Source organism: Duganella hordei (genome assembly GCF_040369125.1).
Classification (GTDB): domain Bacteria; phylum Pseudomonadota; class Gammaproteobacteria; order Burkholderiales; family Burkholderiaceae_D; genus Rugamonas; species Rugamonas hordei.
Genome location: NZ_BPWI01000003.1, coordinates 441,496 through 463,098, shown reverse-complemented (window position 1 = coordinate 463,098; position 21,603 = coordinate 441,496). Strand labels below are relative to the sequence as shown.

General features: G+C 65.1%; 17 protein-coding genes. 11 read left to right on the top strand and 6 right to left on the bottom strand.

What is annotated here, in order from left to right; translation table 11 throughout:
* Window positions 1-4 precede the first annotated feature (4 nt).
* From nirD to ABWW33_RS10145, 11 genes are all read left to right on the top strand, one after another.
* On the top strand, window positions 5-352 hold the full coding sequence (gene nirD, locus ABWW33_RS10195) for a nitrite reductase small subunit NirD (protein WP_176652248.1): 348 nt from the start codon (window positions 5-7) through the stop codon (window positions 350-352).
* Window positions 349-1,563, top strand: coding sequence for an NAD(P)/FAD-dependent oxidoreductase (locus tag ABWW33_RS10190; protein ID WP_176652249.1), 1,215 nt, complete (start codon window positions 349-351; stop codon window positions 1,561-1,563). Before nirD ends, ABWW33_RS10190 begins: the two co-directional genes overlap by 4 nt.
* A 15-nt stretch (window positions 1,564-1,578) precedes the next feature.
* A complete protein-coding gene (locus ABWW33_RS10185) occupies window positions 1,579-4,293 on the top strand; it encodes a molybdopterin-dependent oxidoreductase (protein ID WP_353401255.1) in 2,715 nt (904 codons plus the stop codon).
* A 126-nt stretch (window positions 4,294-4,419) separates the two neighbouring features.
* On the top strand, window positions 4,420-5,217 hold the full coding sequence (locus tag ABWW33_RS10180) for a gamma-glutamyl-gamma-aminobutyrate hydrolase family protein (protein WP_353401253.1): 798 nt from the start codon (window positions 4,420-4,422) through the stop codon (window positions 5,215-5,217).
* Between the two features lie 122 nt (window positions 5,218-5,339).
* A complete protein-coding gene (locus ABWW33_RS10175) occupies window positions 5,340-6,710 on the top strand; it encodes a glutamine synthetase family protein (protein ID WP_176652252.1) in 1,371 nt (456 codons plus the stop codon).
* Between the two features lie 10 nt (window positions 6,711-6,720).
* Window positions 6,721-8,100 carry an aspartate aminotransferase family protein gene (locus ABWW33_RS10170; protein WP_353401251.1) on the top strand — a complete coding sequence of 460 codons (1,380 nt, stop codon included), beginning with the start codon at window positions 6,721-6,723 and terminating at the stop codon, window positions 8,098-8,100.
* Between the two features lie 108 nt (window positions 8,101-8,208).
* Complete coding sequence (locus ABWW33_RS10165; protein WP_353401249.1) at window positions 8,209-9,342, top strand: ABC transporter ATP-binding protein; 1,134 nt, start codon at window positions 8,209-8,211, stop codon at window positions 9,340-9,342.
* A gap of 7 nt (window positions 9,343-9,349) precedes the next feature.
* Window positions 9,350-10,246 carry an ABC transporter permease gene (locus ABWW33_RS10160; RefSeq protein WP_176652255.1) on the top strand — a complete coding sequence of 299 codons (897 nt, stop codon included), beginning with the start codon at window positions 9,350-9,352 and terminating at the stop codon, window positions 10,244-10,246.
* Complete coding sequence (locus tag ABWW33_RS10155; protein ID WP_353401247.1) at window positions 10,243-11,082, top strand: ABC transporter permease subunit; 840 nt, start codon at window positions 10,243-10,245, stop codon at window positions 11,080-11,082. Before ABWW33_RS10160 ends, ABWW33_RS10155 begins: the two co-directional genes overlap by 4 nt.
* Window positions 11,083-11,174: 92 nt before the next feature.
* Entirely contained in the window at window positions 11,175-12,665 is a 1,491-nt protein-coding gene (locus ABWW33_RS10150) for an aldehyde dehydrogenase (RefSeq protein WP_353401246.1), read from the top strand.
* Between the two features lie 107 nt (window positions 12,666-12,772).
* Window positions 12,773-16,102: a DEAD/DEAH box helicase gene (locus ABWW33_RS10145; protein WP_353401244.1), complete on the top strand. Its 3,330-nt coding sequence runs from the start codon at window positions 12,773-12,775 to the stop codon at window positions 16,100-16,102.
* Here ABWW33_RS10145 and panB read toward each other — a convergent pair.
* From panB to ABWW33_RS10115, 6 genes are all read right to left on the bottom strand, one after another.
* Entirely contained in the window at window positions 16,099-16,950 is an 852-nt protein-coding gene (gene panB / locus ABWW33_RS10140; RefSeq protein WP_353401242.1) for a 3-methyl-2-oxobutanoate hydroxymethyltransferase, read from the bottom strand. The two genes, ABWW33_RS10145 and panB, sit on opposite strands and share 4 nt — an antisense overlap.
* A 95-nt stretch (window positions 16,951-17,045) precedes the next feature.
* Window positions 17,046-17,561, bottom strand: a complete 516-nt coding sequence (gene folK, locus ABWW33_RS10135) for a 2-amino-4-hydroxy-6-hydroxymethyldihydropteridine diphosphokinase (RefSeq protein ID WP_353401240.1) — start codon at window positions 17,559-17,561, stop codon at window positions 17,046-17,048.
* A 27-nt stretch (window positions 17,562-17,588) separates the two neighbouring features.
* A complete protein-coding gene (gene pcnB, locus ABWW33_RS10130; RefSeq protein WP_176652261.1) occupies window positions 17,589-18,983 on the bottom strand; it encodes a polynucleotide adenylyltransferase PcnB in 1,395 nt (464 codons plus the stop codon).
* Window positions 18,976-19,647 carry a histidinol-phosphatase gene (locus ABWW33_RS10125; RefSeq protein ID WP_353401238.1) on the bottom strand — a complete coding sequence of 224 codons (672 nt, stop codon included), beginning with the start codon at window positions 19,645-19,647 and terminating at the stop codon, window positions 18,976-18,978. Before ABWW33_RS10125 ends, pcnB begins: the two co-directional genes overlap by 8 nt.
* Window positions 19,648-19,653: 6 nt before the next feature.
* Complete coding sequence (gene hda, locus ABWW33_RS10120; protein WP_176652263.1) at window positions 19,654-20,340, bottom strand: DnaA regulatory inactivator Hda; 687 nt, start codon at window positions 20,338-20,340, stop codon at window positions 19,654-19,656.
* A 48-nt stretch (window positions 20,341-20,388) separates the two neighbouring features.
* Window positions 20,389-21,483, bottom strand: coding sequence for an AI-2E family transporter (locus ABWW33_RS10115; protein WP_176652264.1), 1,095 nt, complete (start codon window positions 21,481-21,483; stop codon window positions 20,389-20,391).
* Between the last annotated feature and the right edge of the window lie 120 nt (window positions 21,484-21,603).

The window sequence follows — 21,603 nt, the reverse complement described above, 5'->3', positions numbered from 1 at the left end:
GATTATGCACCGTGATATTCAAACCGATAACTGGATCGCCGTCTGCAACCTGGACGACATCGTTCCCAACACCGGCGTATGCGCCTTGCTGAACGACGCGCAGGTCGCCGTGTTCCATGTGGACGACGGCAGCGCGCGCGTGTTCGCCATCGATAATTACGATGCGAATTCGGAAGCGGCCGTGCTGTCGCGCGGCCTGGTGGGCAGCCTGGGCGAACGCATCGTGGTCGCTTCGCCGATCTACAAGCAGCACTTCGACCTGCAGACCGGCGAGTGCCTGGAAGCGCCGGAGCACTCGGTGGGCACCTATCCCGCCCGCATCGCGGACGGCAAGGTCTGGGTAGGTCTATGAAACCGTCGCTGGTCGTCATTGGCAACGGCATGGCCGGCATGCGCACGGTTGAAGAACTGTACAAGCTGGCGCCGGATATGTACGACATCACCGTGTTCGGCGCCGAGCCGCACGGTAACTACAACCGCATCCTGCTGTCGCCGGTGCTGGCGGGCGAGAAGAGCATGGAAGACATCATGCTCAACACGCGCGAGTGGTACGTCCAGCATGGCATCACGCTGCACGCCGGCGACCCGGTCGAGCACATCGACCGCCGCAAGCGCATCGTGCGCGCGCGCTCCGGCCTGGAAGTGCGCTACGACCGTTTGCTGATCGCCACCGGCTCCAAGCCTTTCATCATTCCGGTGCCGGGCCATCAGCTGCGCGGCGTGCTGGCCTTCCGCGACATCCAGGATGTCGAGACCATGCTGGCGATGGCGCGCAACCACCGTCACGCGGTGGTCATCGGCGGCGGCCTGCTGGGTCTGGAGGCCGCCAACGGCCTGCAGCGCCAGGGCATGTCCGTCACCGTCGTCCATGTGACCGACGCGCTGATGAACCAGCAGCTCGACAAGCCGGCGGCGCTGCTGCTGCAGAAGGCGCTGGAAGCCAAGGGCCTGACGTTCATGATGAGCGCGCAGACCGAGGAAATCGTCGGTCCGGACCGCGTGACCGCCGTGCGCTTCAAGGACGGCACCGTGATCCCGGCGGACCTGGTCGTGATGACCGCCGGCGTGCGCCCCAACATCGACCTGGCCAAGTCGGCCGGCCTGCATTGCGAACGCGCCATCGTCGTCGACGATACGCTGCAAACCTACGATCCGCGCGTGTATGCGGTGGGCGAGTGCGTGCAGCACCGCAGCGCCACCTTCGGCCTGGTCGCGCCGATCTGGGACCAGGCGCGCGTGTGCGGCGCCCACCTGGCCGGCGCAGGCGTGCGCCGCTACGTGCAGTCGACCTCGCCGACGCGGCTCAAGGTCACCGGCGTGGATTTGTATTCGGTCGGCGATTTCATCGGCGGCGAAGGCAGCGAGGACCTGGTGTTGCGCGATGCGCGCCGCGGCGTCTACAAGCGCCTGGTATTGAAGGACGGCCGCGTCACCGGCGCCGTGCTGTACGGCGACGTCAAGGACGGGCCGTGGTACTTCAACCTGATCCAGAACCGCACCGACATCACGCCGATCCGGCAAAACCTTTTGTTCGGCGAGGCGCTCAGCGCGCGCGCCGCCTGATTTAGAGAGCATATCGTGAACCTGTCCACCGACCATCTGGCTGTACGCACCACCTGCGCATATTGCGGCGTGGGTTGCGGCGTGCAGGCCACTTCCAAGGCCGATGGCACGATCGCCATCGCCGGCGACAAGCTGCATCCGGCAAACAAGGGACGCCTGTGCGTCAAGGGTTCGGCGCTGGGCGAGACCCTGGGCCTGGACGGTCGCCTGCTGTATCCGCAGGTGCGCGAGGCGGACGGCCTGCGCCGCGTATCGTGGGACGAGGCGCTGGACAAGGTGGCGCAAAGCTGGCGCGCCATCATCGACGAACACGGCCCGGACGCCGTGGCGCTGTACGTCTCCGGCCAGCTGCTGACCGAGGACTATTACGTCGCCAACAAGCTGATGAAGGGCTACATCGGCAGCGCCAACATCGACACCAATTCGCGGCTGTGCATGTCGTCGGCGGTGGCCGGCTACAAGCGCGCCTTCGGCGAAGACCTGGTGCCGCTGTGCTACGACGACCTGGAACTGGCCGACATGGTGGTGCTGGTCGGCTCCAACACGGCGTGGTGCCATCCGATCCTGTTCCAGCGCATCCTGAAGGCCAAGGAGGCGCGCCCCGGGATGAAGCTGGTGGTGATCGATCCGCGCCGCACCGCCACCTGCGAGCTGGCCGACCTGCATCTGCCGGTGAAGGCCGGCACCGACGTGTGGCTGTTCAACGGCTTGCTCAGCTACCTGGAGCGCATCGGCGCGGTCGATCCGGCGTTCATCCGCAACAACACCAACGGCTTCGAGGCGGCGCTGGAAACCGCCAACGTCGATTGCAGCGATCCCGCCGCCGTCGCCAGGATCTGCCGCATCGAGTTGCCGGTGCTGATGGAGTTCTACGAATCGTTCGCCTCCACGCGCAAGACCATCACCGCTTTCTCGATGGGCGTGAACCAGTCCTCGGCCGGTACCGACAAGGTCAACGCCATCATCAATTGCCACCTGATCGGCGGCCGAATCGGCAAGCTCGGCATGGGACCGTTCTCGATCACCGGCCAGCCGAACGCGATGGGCGGGCGCGAAGTCGGCGGCCTGGCCAACATGCTGGCCGCGCACATGGACCTGGACCGCGCCGACCATCGCGACGTGGTGCAGACCTTCTGGGAATCGCCCGCCATGGCCGACAAGCCGGGCTTGAAGGCGGTCGACCTGTTCCAGGCGATCGAGGCGGGCAAGGTCAAGGCGGTGTGGGTGATCGCCACCAATCCCATCGTCAGCCTGCCGGACGCCGACCAGGTACGGCGCGCGCTGGAGAAGTGCGAACTGGTGGTCGCCACCGACATCATCCAGAACACCGACACCAACGCCTACGCCGACGTGCTGCTGCCGGCGCTGGGCTGGGGCGAGAAGGACGGCACCGTCACCAATTCCGAGCGCCGCATCTCGCGCCAGCGCGCCTTCCTGCCGGCGCCGGGCGAGGCGCTGGCGGACTGGAAAATCCTGTCGCTGTTCGCGCAGCGCATGGGCTTCGGCGGCTTCGATTTCGGCGGTGCGCAGGACGTCTTCGACGAGCATGCGCGCCTGAGCGGCTTCCGCAACGCCGTCGGCGACGTGCCGCGCGCGTTCGACATGTCCGGCCTGGGAGGACTCAAGCAGCGCGAATACGACGATCTGGAACCGACCCAGTGGCCGGTGCGCCGCGCCGCATCCGGCGAGCTGCAGATCGAGGCGCGCCTGTTCAAGGACAACGTCTACGCCCATGCGGACGGCAAGGCGCGTTTCATCGCCACCGCCACGCGCGCGCCGGCCAACGCCGTCTGCGAAGATTTTCCGCTGTCCCTCAACACCGGCCGCGTGCGCGACCAGTGGCACACGATGACGCGCACCGGAAAATCCGCCACGCTGGCCGACCACATCGCCGAATCCTTCGTCGACATCCATCCCCAGGATGCGCTGCTGCATGGCGTGCGCGAGGGCGAACTGGCGCGCGTGACCTCCCAGTGGGGCGCGATGGTGGCGCGGGTGCAGCACGGCGGCGGCATCGCGCGCGGCAGCGTGTTCATTCCGATCCACTGGTCCGGCCAGACCTCGTCCGACGCGCGCGTCGGCGCGCTGGTCAACCCGGTGGTCGATCCGGTTTCCGGCGAGCCTGAGTTCAAGCATACGCCGGTGCGCATCGAGCAGTTCCGCGTGAACTGGAATGGCTTCATCCTGAGCCGCACGGAATTGAACCTCGACAGCGTGGCCCACTGGACCCGCATCCAGGGCCGCGAATTTGCGCGGTATGAGCTGGCCGGCCGCAACACCATCAAGGATTTCAGCGGCTGGGCGCGCGAACTGCTGGGCGTACAGGATCTGGACGCCGACTGGCTCGAATACGAAGACCGCACCGCCGGCGTGTACCGCGCCGTGCACGTGGTGAACGACCGCATCGACCAGTGCATCTTCCTGTCGCCGCGCCAGGACATGCCGTCGCGCGCATGGCTGGCGAGCCTGTTCGTCAAGGATGAGCTGAGCGAGATCGACCGGGTCGGCCTGCTGGTGGGCATGCCGGTGGAGAAGGGCGCCGACGCCGGTCCCACCGTGTGCTCGTGCTTCGGCGTGGGCCGCAACACCATTTGCGACACGATCCGCATCCAGAAGCTGGAGACGGTGCCGCAGATCACCAGCTGCCTGAAAGCGGGCGGCAATTGCGGGTCCTGCGTTCCCGAGCTGAAGAAACTGCTGGCCGAAACCCGCGCGGAAGAGGTGGCATAGCCTTAAAAGCGGGCAAAACGCTACTAAAAGTACGAAACAGCGCTGTGCGCGGTGATGGTAAATGCAAAATGTGATAAATTGATCACATCGATCGCAGGAATTGCTTTCACTGAGATAGAGACCCACATGCGCCGCCCAATCGTCATAGTCCCAGCTTGTACCAGGCAGATAGGCGACCACGCTAATCACGCAGTCCAGGACAAGTACCTCAACGCCGTCGTCGCCGGCGCGCGTTGCATGCCTCTGGTATTGCCCGCGCTGGCCGGGCAGACCGACCTCGAGGCGCTGCTGGCCGTGGCCGACGGCGTCATGCTGACCGGCTCCGCATCCAACATTCATTCCGCGCACTACGGCCAGGCGCAGCTCGATCCCTCGCTGCCGCTGGATGACGCGCGCGACGCCACCACCTTGCCGCTGATACGCGCGGTGCTCAAGCGCGGCATACCGCTGCTGGCCATCTGCCGGGGATTCCAGGAACTGAACGTGGCGCTGGGCGGCACGCTGCATCAGGCGGTGCAGAACCTGCCGGGCATGATGGACCACCGCGAGAACAAGGGCGATCCGCTGGAAAAACAGTACGGTCCCGCGCACCGCGTGGCCGTCACGCCGGGCGGCAAGCTGGCGCATCTGCTGGACCCAGGCCAGGGCCTGGGTCCAGGCCCCACCCACATCATGGTCAATTCGCTGCACGGCCAGGGCATCCACAAGCTGGCCGACGGCCTGGCGGTGGAAGCCGTCGCCGACGACGGCCTGATCGAAGCCGTTTCCGTGACCGCCGCGCGCGCATTCGCGCTGGGGGTGCAGTGGCATCCGGAATGGAATGTCGCCGCCAATCCGGATGCCATGAAGCTGTTCCGCGCGTTCGGCGACGCATGTCGTGCCTATCAGGCCAGCCAGCATCCACAACACAGGGAGCCGGCATGAAATTCACCCGTACCTACGAGCGCTGGGCGCGCCGCGTTCCTTAGCTGGGCTCTCCGAAAACCCGTCCCCACGCGCGCGGCCCGCAGTCGGCCGCGCTTGATCAAGACTTTTGAGAGTAATTCATGGCTATCCGCGAAAACTTCACTTACACCGATATGGACTTGTGGCTCAACGACAAACGAGTCACCGAAATCGAATGCCTGGTGCCCGACCTGACCGGCGTCGCCCGCGGGAAAATTCTCCCCCGGACAAAATTCACCCAGGAGCGCGGCATGCGCATCCCGGAGGCGGTGCTGGGCATGACCGTGACCGGCAACTACCCGACCGACGACGCGGCCTACTACCGCGCCATTTCCTCGATCGACCGCGACATGATCCTGAAGGCCGATCCGACCACCATCACCATGGTGCCGTGGGCCACCGACCCGACCGCGCAGGTGATCCACGACTGCTACTTCTCCGACGGCGCGATGGTCGACTTCGCGCCGCGCACCGTGCTGCGGCGCGTGCTCAAGCTGTATGCGGACAAGGGCTGGAGCCCGGTGGTGGCGCCGGAGCTGGAGTTCTACCTGACCGACAAGAACATCGACCCCGACCTGCCGCTGAAGGCGCCGATCGGCCGCAGCGGCCGCGCCGAGACCAGCCGCCAGGTCTACAGCATCGACGCGGTGAACGAGTTCGATCCGCTGTTCGAGGACATCTACGACTACTGCGAGTTGATGAACCTCGACGTCGACACGCTGATCCACGAGATCGGCGCCGGCCAGATGGAGATCAACTTCCTGCACGGCGATCCGCTGGGCCTGGCCGACAAGGTGTTCTTCTTCAAGCGCACCTTGCGCGAGGCGGCGCTCAAGCATTCGATGTACGCCACCTTCATGGCCAAGCCGATGGCGGGCGAGCCGGGATCGGCGATGCATGTGCACCAGAGCGTGGTGGACGCCAAGACCGGCCTGAATATCTTCAGCAACGCCGACGGTTCGCCGGCGCCGATCTTCAAGCACTACATCGGCGGCCTGCAGCGCTACATGCCGTCGGCGATGGCGATCGTCGCGCCGTACGTCAATTCCTACCGCCGGCTGGTGCGCCACACGGCCGCGCCGATCAACATCCAGTGGGGCGTGGACAACCGCACCGTGGGCTTCCGCATCCCCGAATCGGGCGTGCAGGACCGCCGGGTCGAGAACCGCATCATCGGCGCGGACGCCAATCCCTACCTGGCGCTGGCGGTCACGCTGGCCTGCGGCTACCTGGGCATGACGGAAGCGCTGGAACCGACGCCGATGACCGTCGGCAGCGCCTACGACCTACCGGTGCAGCTGCCGCAAGGCTTGCCGGAGTCGCTGGCCCTGCTGCGCGCCGAGGACAAGCTGCGCACCGTGCTGGGTGAACGTTTCATCGACGTCTACGCCGCGATCAAGGACCTGGAGCACCAGGAGTTCATGACCGTCATCAGCCCGTGGGAGCGCGAGCACCTGCTGCTGCACGTTTAAGGAGGCCGCCATGGACACCGCCAAAGTACGCGAACTCGATGCGGCGCACTACATGCACCCCTTCACCGACACCAAGGCGCTGGGCGAGAAGGGCGCGCGCGTGATGGTACGCGGCGAAGGCATCTACCTGTGGGATTCGGAGGGCAACAAGATCCTGGACGGCATGTCCGGCCTGTGGTGCGTCAACGTCGGCTATGGCCGCAGCAGCATCGCGGACGCGGTGCATAAGCAGATGACGACGCTGCCGTTCTATAACAGCTTCTTCAACACCACCAACGTGCCGGCGGTGCAACTGGCCGCCAAGCTGGTGGAGATCGCGCCGGCAGGCTTCAACCACGTGTTCTATACCAACTCCGGTTCGGAAGCCAACGACACCAACGTGCGCATGGTGCGCCGTTATTGGGATCTGAAGGGGCAGCCGCAGCGCCACGTCATCATCAGCCGCCACAACGCCTACCATGGCAGCACCATGGCCGGCGCTTCGCTGGGCGGCATGAGCGGCATGCACGAGCAGGGCGGCCTGCCGATACCGGGCATTGTCCATATCGGCCAGCCCAACTATCTGGACGACGGCGCCGGCATGAGCGAGCATGACTTCGGCCTGAAGGCGGCGTCCTGGCTGGAGGAGCAAATCCATGAAGTAGGCGCCGACAAGGTCGCCGCCTTCATCGGCGAACCGATACAGGGCGCCGGCGGCGTGGTGATACCGCCGGCCAGCTACTGGCCGGAGATCCAGCGCATCTGCGACAAGTACGGCGTGCTGCTGATCGCCGATGAAGTGATCTGCGGCTTCGGGCGGCTGGGCCGCTGGTTCGCCTCCGAGCTGTTCGGCATGAAGCCGGACCTGATCACCTTCGCCAAGGGCGTCACCTCCGGCTACGTGCCGCTGGGCGGCGTGCTGGTGGGCGACCGCGTGGCCGATGTCTTGATCGGCGAGGGCGGCGAGTTCAATCACGGCTTCACCTACTCCGGCCATCCGGTCGCCTGCGCGGCGGCGCTGGAGAATATCCGCATCATCGAAGAGGAAGGGCTGGTGCGGCGCGTGGCCGAGCAGACCGGCCCCTACCTGAAGCGCCGGTTCGCGACCTTGGGCGACCACCCGCTGGTCGGTGTGGCAGAAAGCTGCGGCTTCGTCGCCGGCCTCAATCTGGTCAGGCGCAAGGGCGTGACCATCCACGACAGCGAGCGCTTCGACGAGAACCTGGCGGTCGGCATGGTCTGCCGCGCCCACATGTTCGACAACGGCATGATCATGCGCGCCGTCGGCGACCGCATGATCATCGCGCCGCCGCTGATCATGACCGAGGCGCAAATCGACGAGATGGTGGCGCTGATCCGCTCCTGCCTGGACAAAACCTTGGCCGATTTGCAGCAAAGAGGCTGGATTTAGTAGTCAGCCGAAAAGCGCTGCATTTATAATCACGGTTTTGAAAAAGCGGGTGCAGCCCGCTTTATTTTTTCGCTGTACATTTTTATTAAGCTTGATATTTTCGCCACCATGACGATACCCGCCGCATCGGCCCCCGGCCAGCCCTTCCTGTCGATACGTAATCTGGTCAAGGAGTTTGACGGCCTGCGCGCCGTAAACGATGTGTCGGTCGCGATCGAGAAAGGCGAAATCTTCGCGCTGCTGGGCAGCTCCGGCTGCGGCAAGTCGACGCTGTTGCGCATGCTGGCCGGCTTCGAGACGCCGACCTCGGGCCATATCGAATTGGACGGCAAGGACATCATCGCGGTGCCGCCGTATGAGCGGCCGATCAACATGATGTTCCAGTCGTACGCGCTGTTCCCGCACCTGACGGTGTGGGACAACATCGCCTTCGGCCTGCGCCGCGACGGCTTGCCGAAAGACGAAATCGCCAGCCGCGTCGAGCAGATGCTGGCGCTGGTGCAGCTGACCGCCTACGGCAAGCGCAAGCCGCACCAGCTGTCCGGCGGCCAGCAGCAGCGCGTGGCGCTGGCGCGCAGCCTGGCCAAGCGTCCGCAATTGCTGCTGCTGGACGAGCCGCTGGGCGCGCTGGACAAGAAGCTGCGCGAACAGACGCAGATCGAACTGGTGAACATCATCGAGCAGGTCGGCGTGACCTGCGTGATGGTGACGCACGACCAGGACGAGGCGATGAGCATGGCGACCCGCATCGCCGTCATGAGCCAGGGCCGCATCCTGCAGGTGGGCGCGCCGGGCGAAATCTACGAAACGCCGAACTGCCGCTTCGTCGCCGACTTCATCGGCAGCGTCAACCTGTTCCCGGGCCGCGTCACCATCGACGAGCCGGACCACGTGGTGGTCGAGGGCGCCGAGGGCAAATGCTATGTCCCGCACGGCATCACCGGCGTCGAGGGCATGGAAGTGCAGGTGGCGATCCGGCCGGAGAAGATGGTGCTGCAGGTCGAGGCGCCGACCGTCGAACAGCGCGCCAGCGCCGCCGAGCATGGCCACAACTGCGTGCAGGGCAAGATCTCCTCCGTCGCCTACTTCGGCAACGAGACGCACTATGTGGTGCGCCTGGCCAGCGGCATGGAGCTGAAAGTCTCGCGCACCAACGCCGCCCGCCACGACGCGGGCCTGAGCCGCGAGCAGCAGGTCTACGTCTGGTGGGACGGCGCCGACGTCGTCGTGCTGACCAACTGAGGCGGCCATGGGCAAGTTCTTTAAAAACTCCGGCCGCCGCTTCGTGATCGGCGTGCCGTTCGTCTGGCTGGTGGTCACCTTCCTGCTGCCGTTCCTGCTGGTGGCGCGCATCAGCCTGAGCGACATCGACGCGGACCATCCGCTCGGCACGCTGCTCAGCTACACCAACGGCACCATCAACCTGCAGGCCAAGGTCGCCAACTACCTGTTCATCGTCACCGACGACCTGTACGCGCTGACCTATCTCAGTTCGCTGAAGTACGCGGCCATCACGGCCGTGCTTTGCCTGCTGATCGGCTACCCGTTCGCCTACTTCATGGCGCGCGCCAGGGCCACGGTGCGGCCGGTGCTGCTGATGATGGTGATGCTGCCGTTCTGGACCTCCTTCCTGCTGCGCATCTACGCCTGGAAGGGCATCCTGGCCAACCAGGGCATCGTCAACCACCTGCTGCTGTCGCTGGGCTGGATCAGCGAGCCGCTGCACATGATGAACACGCCGTTCTCGCTGGTGATCGGCATGGTCTACGCCTATCTGCCGTTCATGATATTGCCGCTGTACGCCAACCTGGTGAAGATGGACATGCGCTTCCTGGAGGCGGCGTCCGACCTGGGCGCGACGCCGCTGCAGGCGTTCTGGCGCATCACCGTGCCGCTGTCGAAGTCCGGCATCATCGCCGGAACCATGCTGGTGTTCATTCCCGCCGTCGGCGAATACGTGATTCCGGAACTGCTGGGCGGCCCGGAAACGCTGATGATCGGCCACGTGTTGTGGGACGAGTTCTTCACCAATAACGACTGGCCAATGGCGTCGTCGGTCACCGTGGTGGTGATCCTGCTGATCCTGGTGCCGATGGCGATCCTGAACAAATACCAGGCGGAGCAACGCGAAGGAGGGCGGGCATGACGTCTTTCGTACAACGCTGGTTCGGGCGCGGCTGGCTGTCGCTCGGTTATCTGTTCCTCTACCTGCCGATCGTGGTGCTGGTGGTGTTCTCGTTTAACAGCTCGCGCCAGGACATGGTGTGGAGCGGCTTCTCGACGCGCTGGTACAGCGAGTTGATGAACGACGGCGAGATCATTTCCGGCTTCGGGCTGTCGCTGAAGATCGCCGTGCTGACGGCCTGCTCGTCGGTGATACTGGGCACCTTCACGGCCTTTGTGCTGAACCGCTACCGCCGCTTCGCCGGCCGCACGCTGTTCGCCGGCATGGCCAGCGCGCCGCTGGTGATGCCGGAGGTGATCATCGGCCTGTCGCTGCTGCTGATGATGGTGTCGGTGCAGAAGATGTTCGGCTTCCCCGAGCGCGGCATGGGCACCATCTGGCTGGGCCATACCCTGCTGGGCATGGCCTACGCCGCGGTGGTGGTGCAATCGCGCCTGCAGGAGATGAGCAAGTCGCTGGAAGAGGCGGCGATGGACCTCGGCTGCAGGCCGCACCAGGTATTCTTCCTGGTGACGCTGCCCAACATCACGCAGGCGCTGGCCTCGGCCTGGCTGCTGACGTTCACGCTGTCGCTGGACGACGTGGTGCTGTCGGCCTTCCTGTCCGGCCCCGGTTCGTCGACGATGCCTATCGTGATCTTCTCGCGCGCGCGCCTGGGCCTCGATCCGCGCGTGAACGCGGTGGCGGCGCTGACCATCCTGGTGGTGTCGATCGGCGTGATCGCATCGAGCCTGTACCTGGCGCGCGCCGAGCGCCTGCGCCAGCGTCAGGTGTCCGCGGCCTTCAAGTCCGGCTGACGTCGTTCCCGCCTGCGCGGGAATGACGTGCGTCGGAGCACGTCATTCCGGATTAGAATCAGGGTGTTGCGGTTCATTCATCTGGAGTCGACATGGCGGACAATCCTCTTTGGCATCAACGCGCGCTGGTTCAGCAGATCGACGGCCGCGCCTTCATCAACGGCGAGCGGGTCTGGGCCCGCAGCGGCCAGCAGTTCGATAACCATTCCCCGATAGACGGCCGCCTGCTCGGCCCTGTCGCGCGCTGCGACGGCAACGACGTCGACCGCGCGGTTGCCGCCGCCCGCACCGCCTTCGACGACAGCCGCTGGGCCGGCATGGCGCCGGCCAAACGCAAGCGCACCATGCTGCGCTTCGCCGACCTGATACAGAAGAACGCCGCCGAACTGGCGCTGCTCGAAACGCTGGACATGGGCAAGCCGATCAAATACAGCCAGAGCGTCGACGTGCCGGCCGCCGCCAACTGCATCCGCTGGTACGGCGAGGCGATCGACAAGGTCTACGACGAAATCGCCCCGACCGCCGCCGACAGCCTGGCGCTGATCACGCGCGAGCCGGTCGGGGTGGTGGCCGCCATCGTGCCGTGGAATTATCCGATGATCATGGCCGCGTGGAAGATCGCTCCGGCGCTCGCCGCCGGCAACAGCGTGGTGCTCAAGCCGTCCGAGAAGTCGCCGCTGACGGCGCTGCGGCTGGGCGAACTGGCGCTGGAGGCGGGCATCCCGGCCGGCGTGTTCAACGTGGTGCCGGGCTATGGCCAGGAAGCCGGCAGCGCGCTGGCGCTGCATATGGACGTGGACTGCATCGGCTTCACCGGCTCGACGCGCGTGGGCAAGCAGATCATGCAGATGGCGGGCCAGTCCAACCTGAAGCGGGCCTGGACTGAGCTGGGCGGCAAGTCGGCCAACATCGTGTGCGCCGATTGTCCGGACCTGGATGCGGCCGTGTCGGCGGCGGTGGGATCGATCTATTTCAATCAGGGCGAGAGCTGCAACGCGCCATCGCGGCTGTTCGTGGAGGAGTCGATCAAGGAGCGCTTCATCGAAAAAACGCTGGCGATGATACCGCGCTTCGCGCCCGGCGATCCGCTGGACGAAGCCACCATCATGGGCGCCATCGTCGACGAGACGCAGTTGAAGACGGTGATGGGCTACATCGAAGCGGGCAGCGCGGACGGCGCGAAACTGCTGGCCGGCGGCGAACAGGTGCGCAAGGACAGCGGCGGCTACTACGTCGCGCCGACCCTGTTCGACGGCGTCAACAGCGACATGCGCATCGCGCGCGAAGAGATCTTCGGCCCGGTGCTGTCGGTGCTGAGCTTTACCGACGTGCGCGACGCCGTCAGGCAAGCCAACGCCACGCCTTACGGCCTGCAGGCGGCGGTATGGAGCGCCAACCTGAGCAAAGCCATCCAGACCGCCCGCGCGCTGCGCGCCGGCACCGTGCACGTCAACCAGTACGACGGCGACGACATCACGGTGCCGTTCGGCGGCTACAAACAATCCGGCAACGGCCGCGACAAATCCCTGCACGCCTTTGACAAATACACGGAGCTCAAGACTACGTGGATAAAAGTCGGTTAAAGAGCTGGCTGCGCGTACCGATTGACCGATGGTTTGGCTGCTGAGATACTGACACAAGCAGGTCCGGCAGCGAACCCATCGGCTTTTGATATCTGACTCCATAACCTATGACCCAAGCGGCACAGCAGCGGCTTCTCGACATCCTTGAATATTGGCATAAGATCGAATTCTTTATTCCCTTTGATCTAAATCAAATCACCGATACGGAAGACAAATGGAAATTGCGCTGGCTCACGCGCGATGATCTTGCCAGCTTGCCCACGACTTACCTCTCGACGCTGGCCGTGCCGCCTGAGAGGAGGCTCACCGGGTACCGCCTGTTTATCGGCGTATTCGACAAGGCGGAAATACTGGAGTCGTGTGCCATTTCCTTGTCCGCTTCCCAGCCGTGCGAGGAAGAAGAACGAACTGAAATGGAGGGCCGCACTTGCTGCGCGCGGTTGTCCCTGAATGCCTGCGGCGAACCGAATTTCGACCCGGTTTCCGTTTCAACGGTACCTTGGGCGTTGGGCCGGGTCGCGGCGCAGGGTTTGTCGAGTCTGGGCCTGGAGGCGTTTGACGCCGGCCGTGAGGCGCTCAAGGACAGGCTGCAGAACTTCATTTCCCAACGCGCGCCTGCGCCAAAATCCGGTGATGGCACCATGGCTGCGGCGCCGTTGTCCGGCGCTGAAATGGGCATGTTGACCGATTTGTTTGCCGAGTGGTCCGGCTTTTCCCCGGGCCGGCAGCAGCCGGCGATATTGCTGGAGATCGTCACCACTCAAAGTGCTGCGCCGCCTGAGGCGGCGGATACGACGGCCGTTCCCGAAGATGTGGATGATAGCGACGAAGCGGAAGAGCCGGCCGAACCGGGCATCGATATCCTCAACAGTTTTTATATCGAAGACATCGAGTGCGCGATGCGCGCGGTGAAGAATGGCGAGCCGGTTCCCTTGCTCGACGCTTATCTGAATCCGCTGGCGGAAAACCAGCGGGTCGATGTGTACACCGACGCCGGTCGCGCGGAACTCTGGCGTTTGCTGCATCCCGCGTTCGGCAACCGTGGTCATTGGCTGGAGGACGCGGATCGTCGTATGAGCCTGATGCAGCAATTTGCCATCAACGCCGGCATGGCCCGGCTGGCGGACCAGGGACTGTTCGCGGTCAACGGACCTCCTGGCACCGGCAAGACCACGTTGCTGCGTGAGGTCTTCGCCGAAAACATCGTGCGCCGTGCCGGCGTGCTGGCGCGACTGAACCGTGCGGCCGACGCCTTTACCGGCAAGGTACGCGTCGGCTTTGCCAACACCAATGAAACCACGACCATAGGATGCCTGCATGCCGACCTGACGGGGTTCGAGATGGTTGTGGCGTCATCGAATAACGCCGCCGTCGAAAACATCTCCCGCGACCTGCCTAAGAGCAAACAGCTGGGCGCGGCGTGGAAGGACTTCAGCTACCTGCGCCCGGTAGCCCATCGCCTGGCCGCCGAGGACGACGAAGGCAAGGTCGCGGAGTTGTCCGAGGATGAGGCGCCGTGGGGTTTGATTTCCTGCGCGCTAGGCAACAGCGGTAATCGGCGGCGCTTCGTTTCCAAATTTTATTACGCGAACAAGGAGGGCAAGAGCCCCCCGGACCGCAGGTGCCAGCATATCCGCGACTGGGTTGAGAGATACAACGGCCCTGGATTCAGCCAGGCCGCGGCCGACTATCGCGAAGCCGAGCGCCATGTCGACCAATTGCGCACTGATCTGGCCCGTTATGCCGATTTGCGGACGGCCATGCTGGGACAGGATGCGGCGCTGTTTTGCCATGAACAGCAACTGGCGTTGACGGTGGCGGTTGACGTCGCCGCCGCCGCCGCCGAGGTGCTGCGGACCAGCCAGTCGGATTTAAGCGTGTTGAAGGAGCGTCTGGCCGATCTGTCCGAAAATGAGCGCCTGCTGGACCGCTCCAGGCCTGGCTTCTGGTCGCGCCTGTTGCGTACCGGGACGGCGCGCCGCCACCAGTCCGAGGTGATGCGCAATGCCGACGCGCAGCTTGCCGCACGGTCCAATATCGCCGCCGCAAAGCGGCACGAGGCCGATTGCGCGACGCACAGCGTGCAAGCCGCCACCGCTGCGGGGCAGGCGGAATCCGCCCTGGCCGCGCGGCGGCGGCAATGGGAGCAGCTATCGTCCGAACTGGCCGCATTGGCGGCGCGATTCGTCGAACCGGTTCCCGCGTCGCTCGATGCACTGGAAACCGATGATGTCCAGATTGCGGGCGTGTGGCATGACGGCGCTCTGGCAACGCTGCGCGCGACATTGTTTGCGAAGGCGCTGGCCCTGCATGAAGCCTGGCTGGCGGATGTCGCCTCCAAGGGCGGAGGTTTTGGTGGCAATCTGTTTGCCATCGCGAAGCTGCTAGACGGGCGGCGCCCGGAAGTGAGCACGCATGGCAAGCTGATATGGCAAAGCCTGTTCATGGTGGTGCCGGTAGTGTCGACGACATTTGCCTCATTCGCGCGGCAGTTCCGCGACGTGGGCAGCCGTTCGCTGGGTTGGCTGTTTATCGACGAAGCCGGCCAGGCCGTGCCGCAGGCGGCGGTGGGCGCGCTATGGCGGGCGCGGCGTGCCGTCGTGGTGGGCGATCCCCGGCAAATCGAGCCGGTGTTCACGGTGCCGATGAATTTGATCCGCGCCTTGTCCGCCTTGTCGGTGCATACCGCAGGCGAGGCCTATGCGCCGGACAAAGTCTCGGTTCAAAGGCTGGCCGATGCCGCCAATTGCTACGGGACGCTGGCGCCCGAGCCGGGCACCAGCGGGCTGTGGATCGGCAGTCCATTACGCGTGCACCGGCGCTGCGCCGATCCGATGTTCTCGTTGTCGAATTCAACCGCTTACGGCGGCAAGATGGTGTTCGGCCTCAAATCGCGCCAGCCCCCAGCAGGCCTGAGGCTGGGCGACAGCGGCTGGATACAGATCCAAGGTGCGACGACATTCAAGCAAGTCGTGCCGCAGCAAGTCGACTATATGACCGAGGTGGTGCTGCGGCTGTACGCCCGCGATGGGGAGCTGCCGCCGTTGTACTGCATCTCGCCTTTCAAGGCGGTCAAGAACGAGCTGAAAAAAAGCATCATGGCGATCGACTGGGCGCGGCACGTTCCCGGTCGGAAGACGCCGAAGAAAAAGGTGCTGAGGACCTGGTGCAAAGAGCGGGTCGGTACTGTTCATACATTCCAGGGCAAGGAACAAGGCACCGTATTCATGCTGCTGGGCGTAGACGCAGACCGCGCCGGCGCGGCGGCATGGGCGGCATCGAAACCCAACCTGCTCAATGTTGCGCTCACGCGAGCCCAGCATCATTTCTACATGGTCGGCGACATTGCCGTCTGGCGCGGCCTGCGTTATTTCAGCGACGCCTCGGCCACCCTGCCATTGATCGACGCGCGCCAGTTTGCGGGCCGTATCGCTTAGAAGCAGTGCTCCAGCGCCGGGAAGCTACCGTCCTTGACTGCGGCGACGTAGGCGCTGACGGCGGCGTCGATGCTGGTCTGGCCTTCCATGAAGTTTTTCACGAAGCGCGCCTTGCGGCCCGGGAAGACGCCCAGCAGGTCGTGCATCACCAGCACCTGGCCGGAGCAGTCCGGGCCGGCGCCGATGCCGATGGTTGGTATCGCCAGCAGGTCGGTCACTTCCTTGCCCAGCGTCGACGGTATCGCTTCGAGCACCAGCAGCGAGGCGCCCGCCGCCTGCAGCTTCAGCGCGTCGGCTTTCAGCAGCTCGGCGCTTTCGGTGGTCTTGCCCTGCACCTTGTAGCCGCCCAGCTGGTGCACCGATTGCGGCGTCAGGCCGAGATGGGCGCAGACCGGGACCGCGCGTTCGGTCAGAAAGCGCACCGTGTCTGCCAGCCAGGCGCCGCCTTCGAGCTTGACCATGTGCGCGCCGGCCTGGATCAGCTTGACGGCGTTGTCGAACGCCGCTTGCGGCGTAGCGTAGCTGCCGAACGGCATATCGGCCAGCACCATCGCCGACTTGCTGCCGCGCGCCACCGCCGACGTGTGGTAGGCCACCTCCGCCACCGTGACCGGCAGCGTCGACTGGTGGCCGTTGCAGACCATGCCCAGCGAATCGCCGATCAGCAGGATCTCCACGCCGCAGCGGTCCATCAGCGAGGCGAAGCTGGCGTCGTAGCAGGTCAGCATGGTGATCTTTTCGCCGGCGGCGCGCAGCGTGTTCAGCGTCGGAATGGTCACCGCCTTGGTGGCGACCGTTTTGGCCGGTGCAGGCGCGGTGGCGACGGCAGGCTTTTGGCCCGCGGCCATTTCGTTTCCTTGCAAATAACCAGACATGGAGAATCCTTTAAAGATGAGGTCAGACCGCGATAGTGTAGTCCTGAATGCTGTCGCGTGCAGGGGAGTCAAATAATGGGCCCGATGCCCTGGCCGGCTACCGCGGCGGCATACTGCTGCGCCGCGCCCTTGCCGGGAATGTGGATGGCCGGCGCGATCTCCAGCAGCGGCACCAGCACGAAGGCGCGTTCGGTCATGCGCGGGTGCGGCACGGTCAGCGTGGGGCTGGCGATCTGCTGGTCGCCGTACAGCAGCAGGTCCAGGTCCAATGTGCGCGGGGCGTTGCGGTAGGGCCGTTCGCGGCCGTGCGCCTGCTCGATGCCGTGCAGCGCCTGCAGCAGCGCTTCGGCGTCCAGCGTGGTGGCGACGCGGGCGACGGCGTTGATGTAGTCGTCGCCGCTGGAATCGATGGGGGCGGTGCGGTACAGGCTCGACGCGGCCATCAGCGTGCAGCCGGGCAGGCGCTGCAGGCGCTCCAGCGCATCGGCCACGTTGCCGCGCGCGTCGCCGAGATTGGCGCCGATGCCGACGTAGGCGATGGTGAAGGCGAAGCCGTCTTCGCCTGTTTTGCCGATGATGCTCATGATGCGCTGTGAGTGCGTCCGCGCAGCTTAATCCGCGCCGTCGCCGCCGCCGGTGGCGGGGGCGCCGCCTTCGGCACCGCCGGCGCCGCCCTTGCTGCGGCCTCCGCGGCGCGGAGCGCGCTTGCGTTTGGCGCCGCCACCGCCGGCTGGCTGGTTGGCCGAGGCGATCAGGTCTTCACGGGTGGCTTCGTCGCCTTCATAGAACGCGGTCCACCATTCACCCAGTTCGGCGTCGATCTCGCCCGAGGCGCAGCGCAGCAGCAGGAAGTCGTAGCCGGCGCGGAAGCGCAGGTGTTCCAGCAGCTTGTGCGGCGACTTGCCGGTGCGGCGCTCGAAGCGCGGCTGCATCGACCAGATGTCGCGCATGTCGGAACCGATCTTGCGCTGCAAGGCCAGCTTCTCGGTCTGCGAATCGAGCACGTCGTCGGCGGCCAGGTGCAGCGCGGGGATGGTCTGCTCGCCGGCCGCGCGGTAGGCGGTCCATTTCTCCAGCACCTGGTGCCACAGCAGCGACGCGAACAGGAAGCCCGGCGACACGGTCTTGCCGGCGTGGATGCGGGCGTCGGTCGAATCGAGCGCCAGCGTGACGAACTTGGCGCCCAGCGGCTGCTCCAGCACCACGTCCAGCAGCGGCAGCAGGCCGTGATGCAGGCCTTCCTTGCGCAGCTGCTGCAAACAGGCCAGCGCCTGGCCGCTCATCAGCAGTTTCAGCATTTCGTCGAACACGCGCGCGGCCGGCACGTTGTCGATCAGCGACGCCATCACCGGGATCGGCGCGCCGGTGTTCGGCTCGATGGAGAATTTGAGCTTGGCGGCGAAGCGCACCACGCGCAGCATGCGTACCGGGTCTTCGCGGTAGCGCGCTTCCGGCTGGCCGATGATGCGCAGCGTCTTGGCGCGGATGTCCTCGATGCCGCCGTGGTAGTCCAGCACCTGCTGGTTGGCCGGGTTGTAGTACATGGCGTTGATGGTGAAGTCGCGGCGCACCGCGTCTTCCGCCTGCGAGCCGAAGGTGTTGTCGCGCAGGACGCGGCCATGTTCATCCTTGGGCGCGTTGTCCAGCGTGGTGCCGCGGAAGGTGGTCACCTCCAGCAGGTCCTGGCCGAACATCACGTGCACGATCTGGAAGCGCTTGCCGATGATGAACGCGCGGCGGAACAATTTGCGCACCTGCTCCGGCGTGGCGTTGGTGGCGATGTCGAAGTCTTTCGGCTTCACGCCCAGCAGCAGGTCGCGCACGGCGCCACCGACGACGAAGGCTTCGTAGCCGGCTTCCTGCAGGGTGCTGGTGACGCGAACGGCGTTTGACGACAGCAGGCGGGGATCGATGCCGTGGGCGTCCGGTCCGAGTATCACCGGCGTGCTGGTGTCGCGCGCCTTGCTCTTGGTGCCCAGGATTTTGCGGATCAGTTTCTTAATCATTGAATAGGTCAATTAATGGCCAGCCTTGGGCTGTGGCATGCGTTTTCAGTGCGGCGTTGGGGTTGGTCGCCACCGGGTGGCTGACAATGGACATCAGCGGCAGGTCGTTGTGCGAATCGCTGTAGAAGTGGACGGTGCCGAAATCTTCCAGCTTCTTGTCCATCTTCGCCAGCCAGGCCTTGGTGTGCGTGACCTTGCCGGCGCCCTGGGTCGGGGTGCCGAGCAGCTTGCCGGTCAGGTTGCCGTCGGCGTCGGTTTCCGGCATCGCCGCGATCAGGTGCTCGACGCCGAAGGCCTTGGCGATCGGCGCGGTGACGAAGTGGTTGGTGGCGGTGACGATGGCCACCAGGTCGCCGGCGTCGATGTGCTTTTGCAGCAGCGCGCGGGCGGCCGGGCGGATCGCCGGCAGCACGACTTCCTCCATGTACTGCGCCTGCATCGCCTCGAGCCTGGCGCGCGGGAAGCCGGCCAAGGTGCCGAGCGAGAACTCGAGGTATTCGACCGGGTCCAGCGTGCCGGCCTGGTACTGGGCGAAGAATTCATCGTTGCGGCGGGCGAATTCGGCGGCGTCCACGGCGCCGATGCGCACCAGGAACTGGCCCCACTCGTAGTCGGAGTCGATCGGCAGCAGCGTGTGGTCGAGGTCAAATAGTGCCAGGTTCATGCTTCATCATTCTTTGGCTTCCGCCTGCAACCACTCGCGCAGCAGCGGCAGGGTGATCGGGCGTTGGGTTTCAAGGGAATATTGGTCCAGCGAGTCCAACATCGTCGACAGCGACCGCATGTCGCGCTGGAAGTGGGACAGCAAGTAGGGTATCACGCCCGGCGACAGCGTCAAGCCGCGGGCGGTGGCGGCGGCGGAGAGGGCCGCCACTTTTTCGTCGTCGGTCAGGCCGTGGATCTGGTAGATCAGGCCCCAGCCCATGCGCGTGCGCAGGTCCTCGCGCACCGGCAGCACGGCCGGGGCGACGGCGCCGCTGCAGACCATGAAGGCGTTGTTGGCGCGGATTTCGTTGAACAGCGCGAAGGCGTCGATCTGCGCCACCGGCGACAGTTTTTCGCAGTCGTCGAGCAGATACAGGTCGACCTCGGGCGAATACAGGAACTCGGACTCGATCGAAAACGGCGAGATGTAGCGCGCGCGCAGCTGTTCCGCCTCGCCGCCGGCGCTGGCCAGGGCTTTCAGCAGGTGAGTCTTGCCGACGCCGCCGGCGCCCCACAGGTAGGCGAAGTGCTCGCGCGACGTGCGACCGGCGAACTGCTCCATCAGCGCTGCCGCTTCGGCATTCTGTCCGACCTCGAAGGATGCGAGGCTGTGCGCCTGGTCCGCGCCTAAATCGAGCACCAGCTGCTTCATGGCGTTCGCCTTGGTCTTGTATTTTGCATAACGATTCTGTATTCCACGTCACGCATTATAGAAGCTGCTGCTCAGGTAGTGGCGGCGCAAGTGCTTAAATGCCACCATCAGCACCGCCGACGCGGGCAATGCGAGCAGCACGCCGACAAAGCCGAACAGCTGGCCGAACGCCAGCAGGGCGAAGATCACGGCCAGCGGATTGAGGCCGATGCGCTCGCCGACCAGGCGCGGGGTCAGGAAGAATCCTTCCAGGACCTGGCCGGCGCCGTAGATGATGGCCACGGCGATGACACCGCTCCAGTCGGAGAACTGCAGCACGGCCGAGATCAGCGCCAGCACCAGGCCCAGGCCGAAGCCCAGGTAGGGAATGAACACCAGCAGGCCGGTGATGATACCGACCGGCAGCGCGACGTCGAAACCGGCGATCGCCAGCGCCACCGAGTAGTAGACCGCCAGCACGAACATCACCAGCAGCTGGCCGCGCAGGTACTGGGCCAGCAGGGTGTCGACTTCGCGCGCCATCGCCTCGGTGGCGACTATCCAGCGGCGCGGCACGGCGCCGCCGATACGGGCCAGCATCGGGTGCCAGTCCAGCAGCAGGTAGAACAGCACGACGGGGATCAGCACCAGCGTGGCGATCCAGCCCAGCACCGCGGTGCCGCCGACGCGGGCGGAATTGAGCACGGCGCTCCAGATTTCGTCGCCGCTGGTGGCCATCTGCTGCGATACCAGCTTCTTGATGCCGGCGCTGTCGAGGCGCACCTTGACGCCCATGTCCAGCAGCTTGGGGCCCAGCAGGTCGTTGGTCTTGGCCAGGAAGGCCGGGATCTGCGCCTGCAGCATCGGGATTTCCTTCTGCAGCACCGGCACCACGATCAGCACCAGGGTGGCGATGGCGGCAAAAAACAGCACCACGACCACGACCACGGCCAGCGCGCGCGGCACCGGCATCTTCACGCGGCCCAGCGGCAGGTGCAGATGGTCGAGGAAGTCGACCCCCGGATTGAGCGCATAGGCGATGATGGCGGCGGCCAGGAAGGGCGTCAGCACCGGACCCAAAGTGATCAGGAGGAGGAAGAATGCCGCCCAAACCGCTACCCAGAATACCGTTTGCTTTTGCTCTAGCGAGAGGGGAAATGGCATGGAAAGTGATTTAGATGGTTAAAAACGGCTGTTGGACGGGGCATTTTGATAAAATAGCGGATTGACCGGGTTGTCGTACCGATTTTGCGCCGATTTCTACGCATTTTCGTGGTTTTTTGC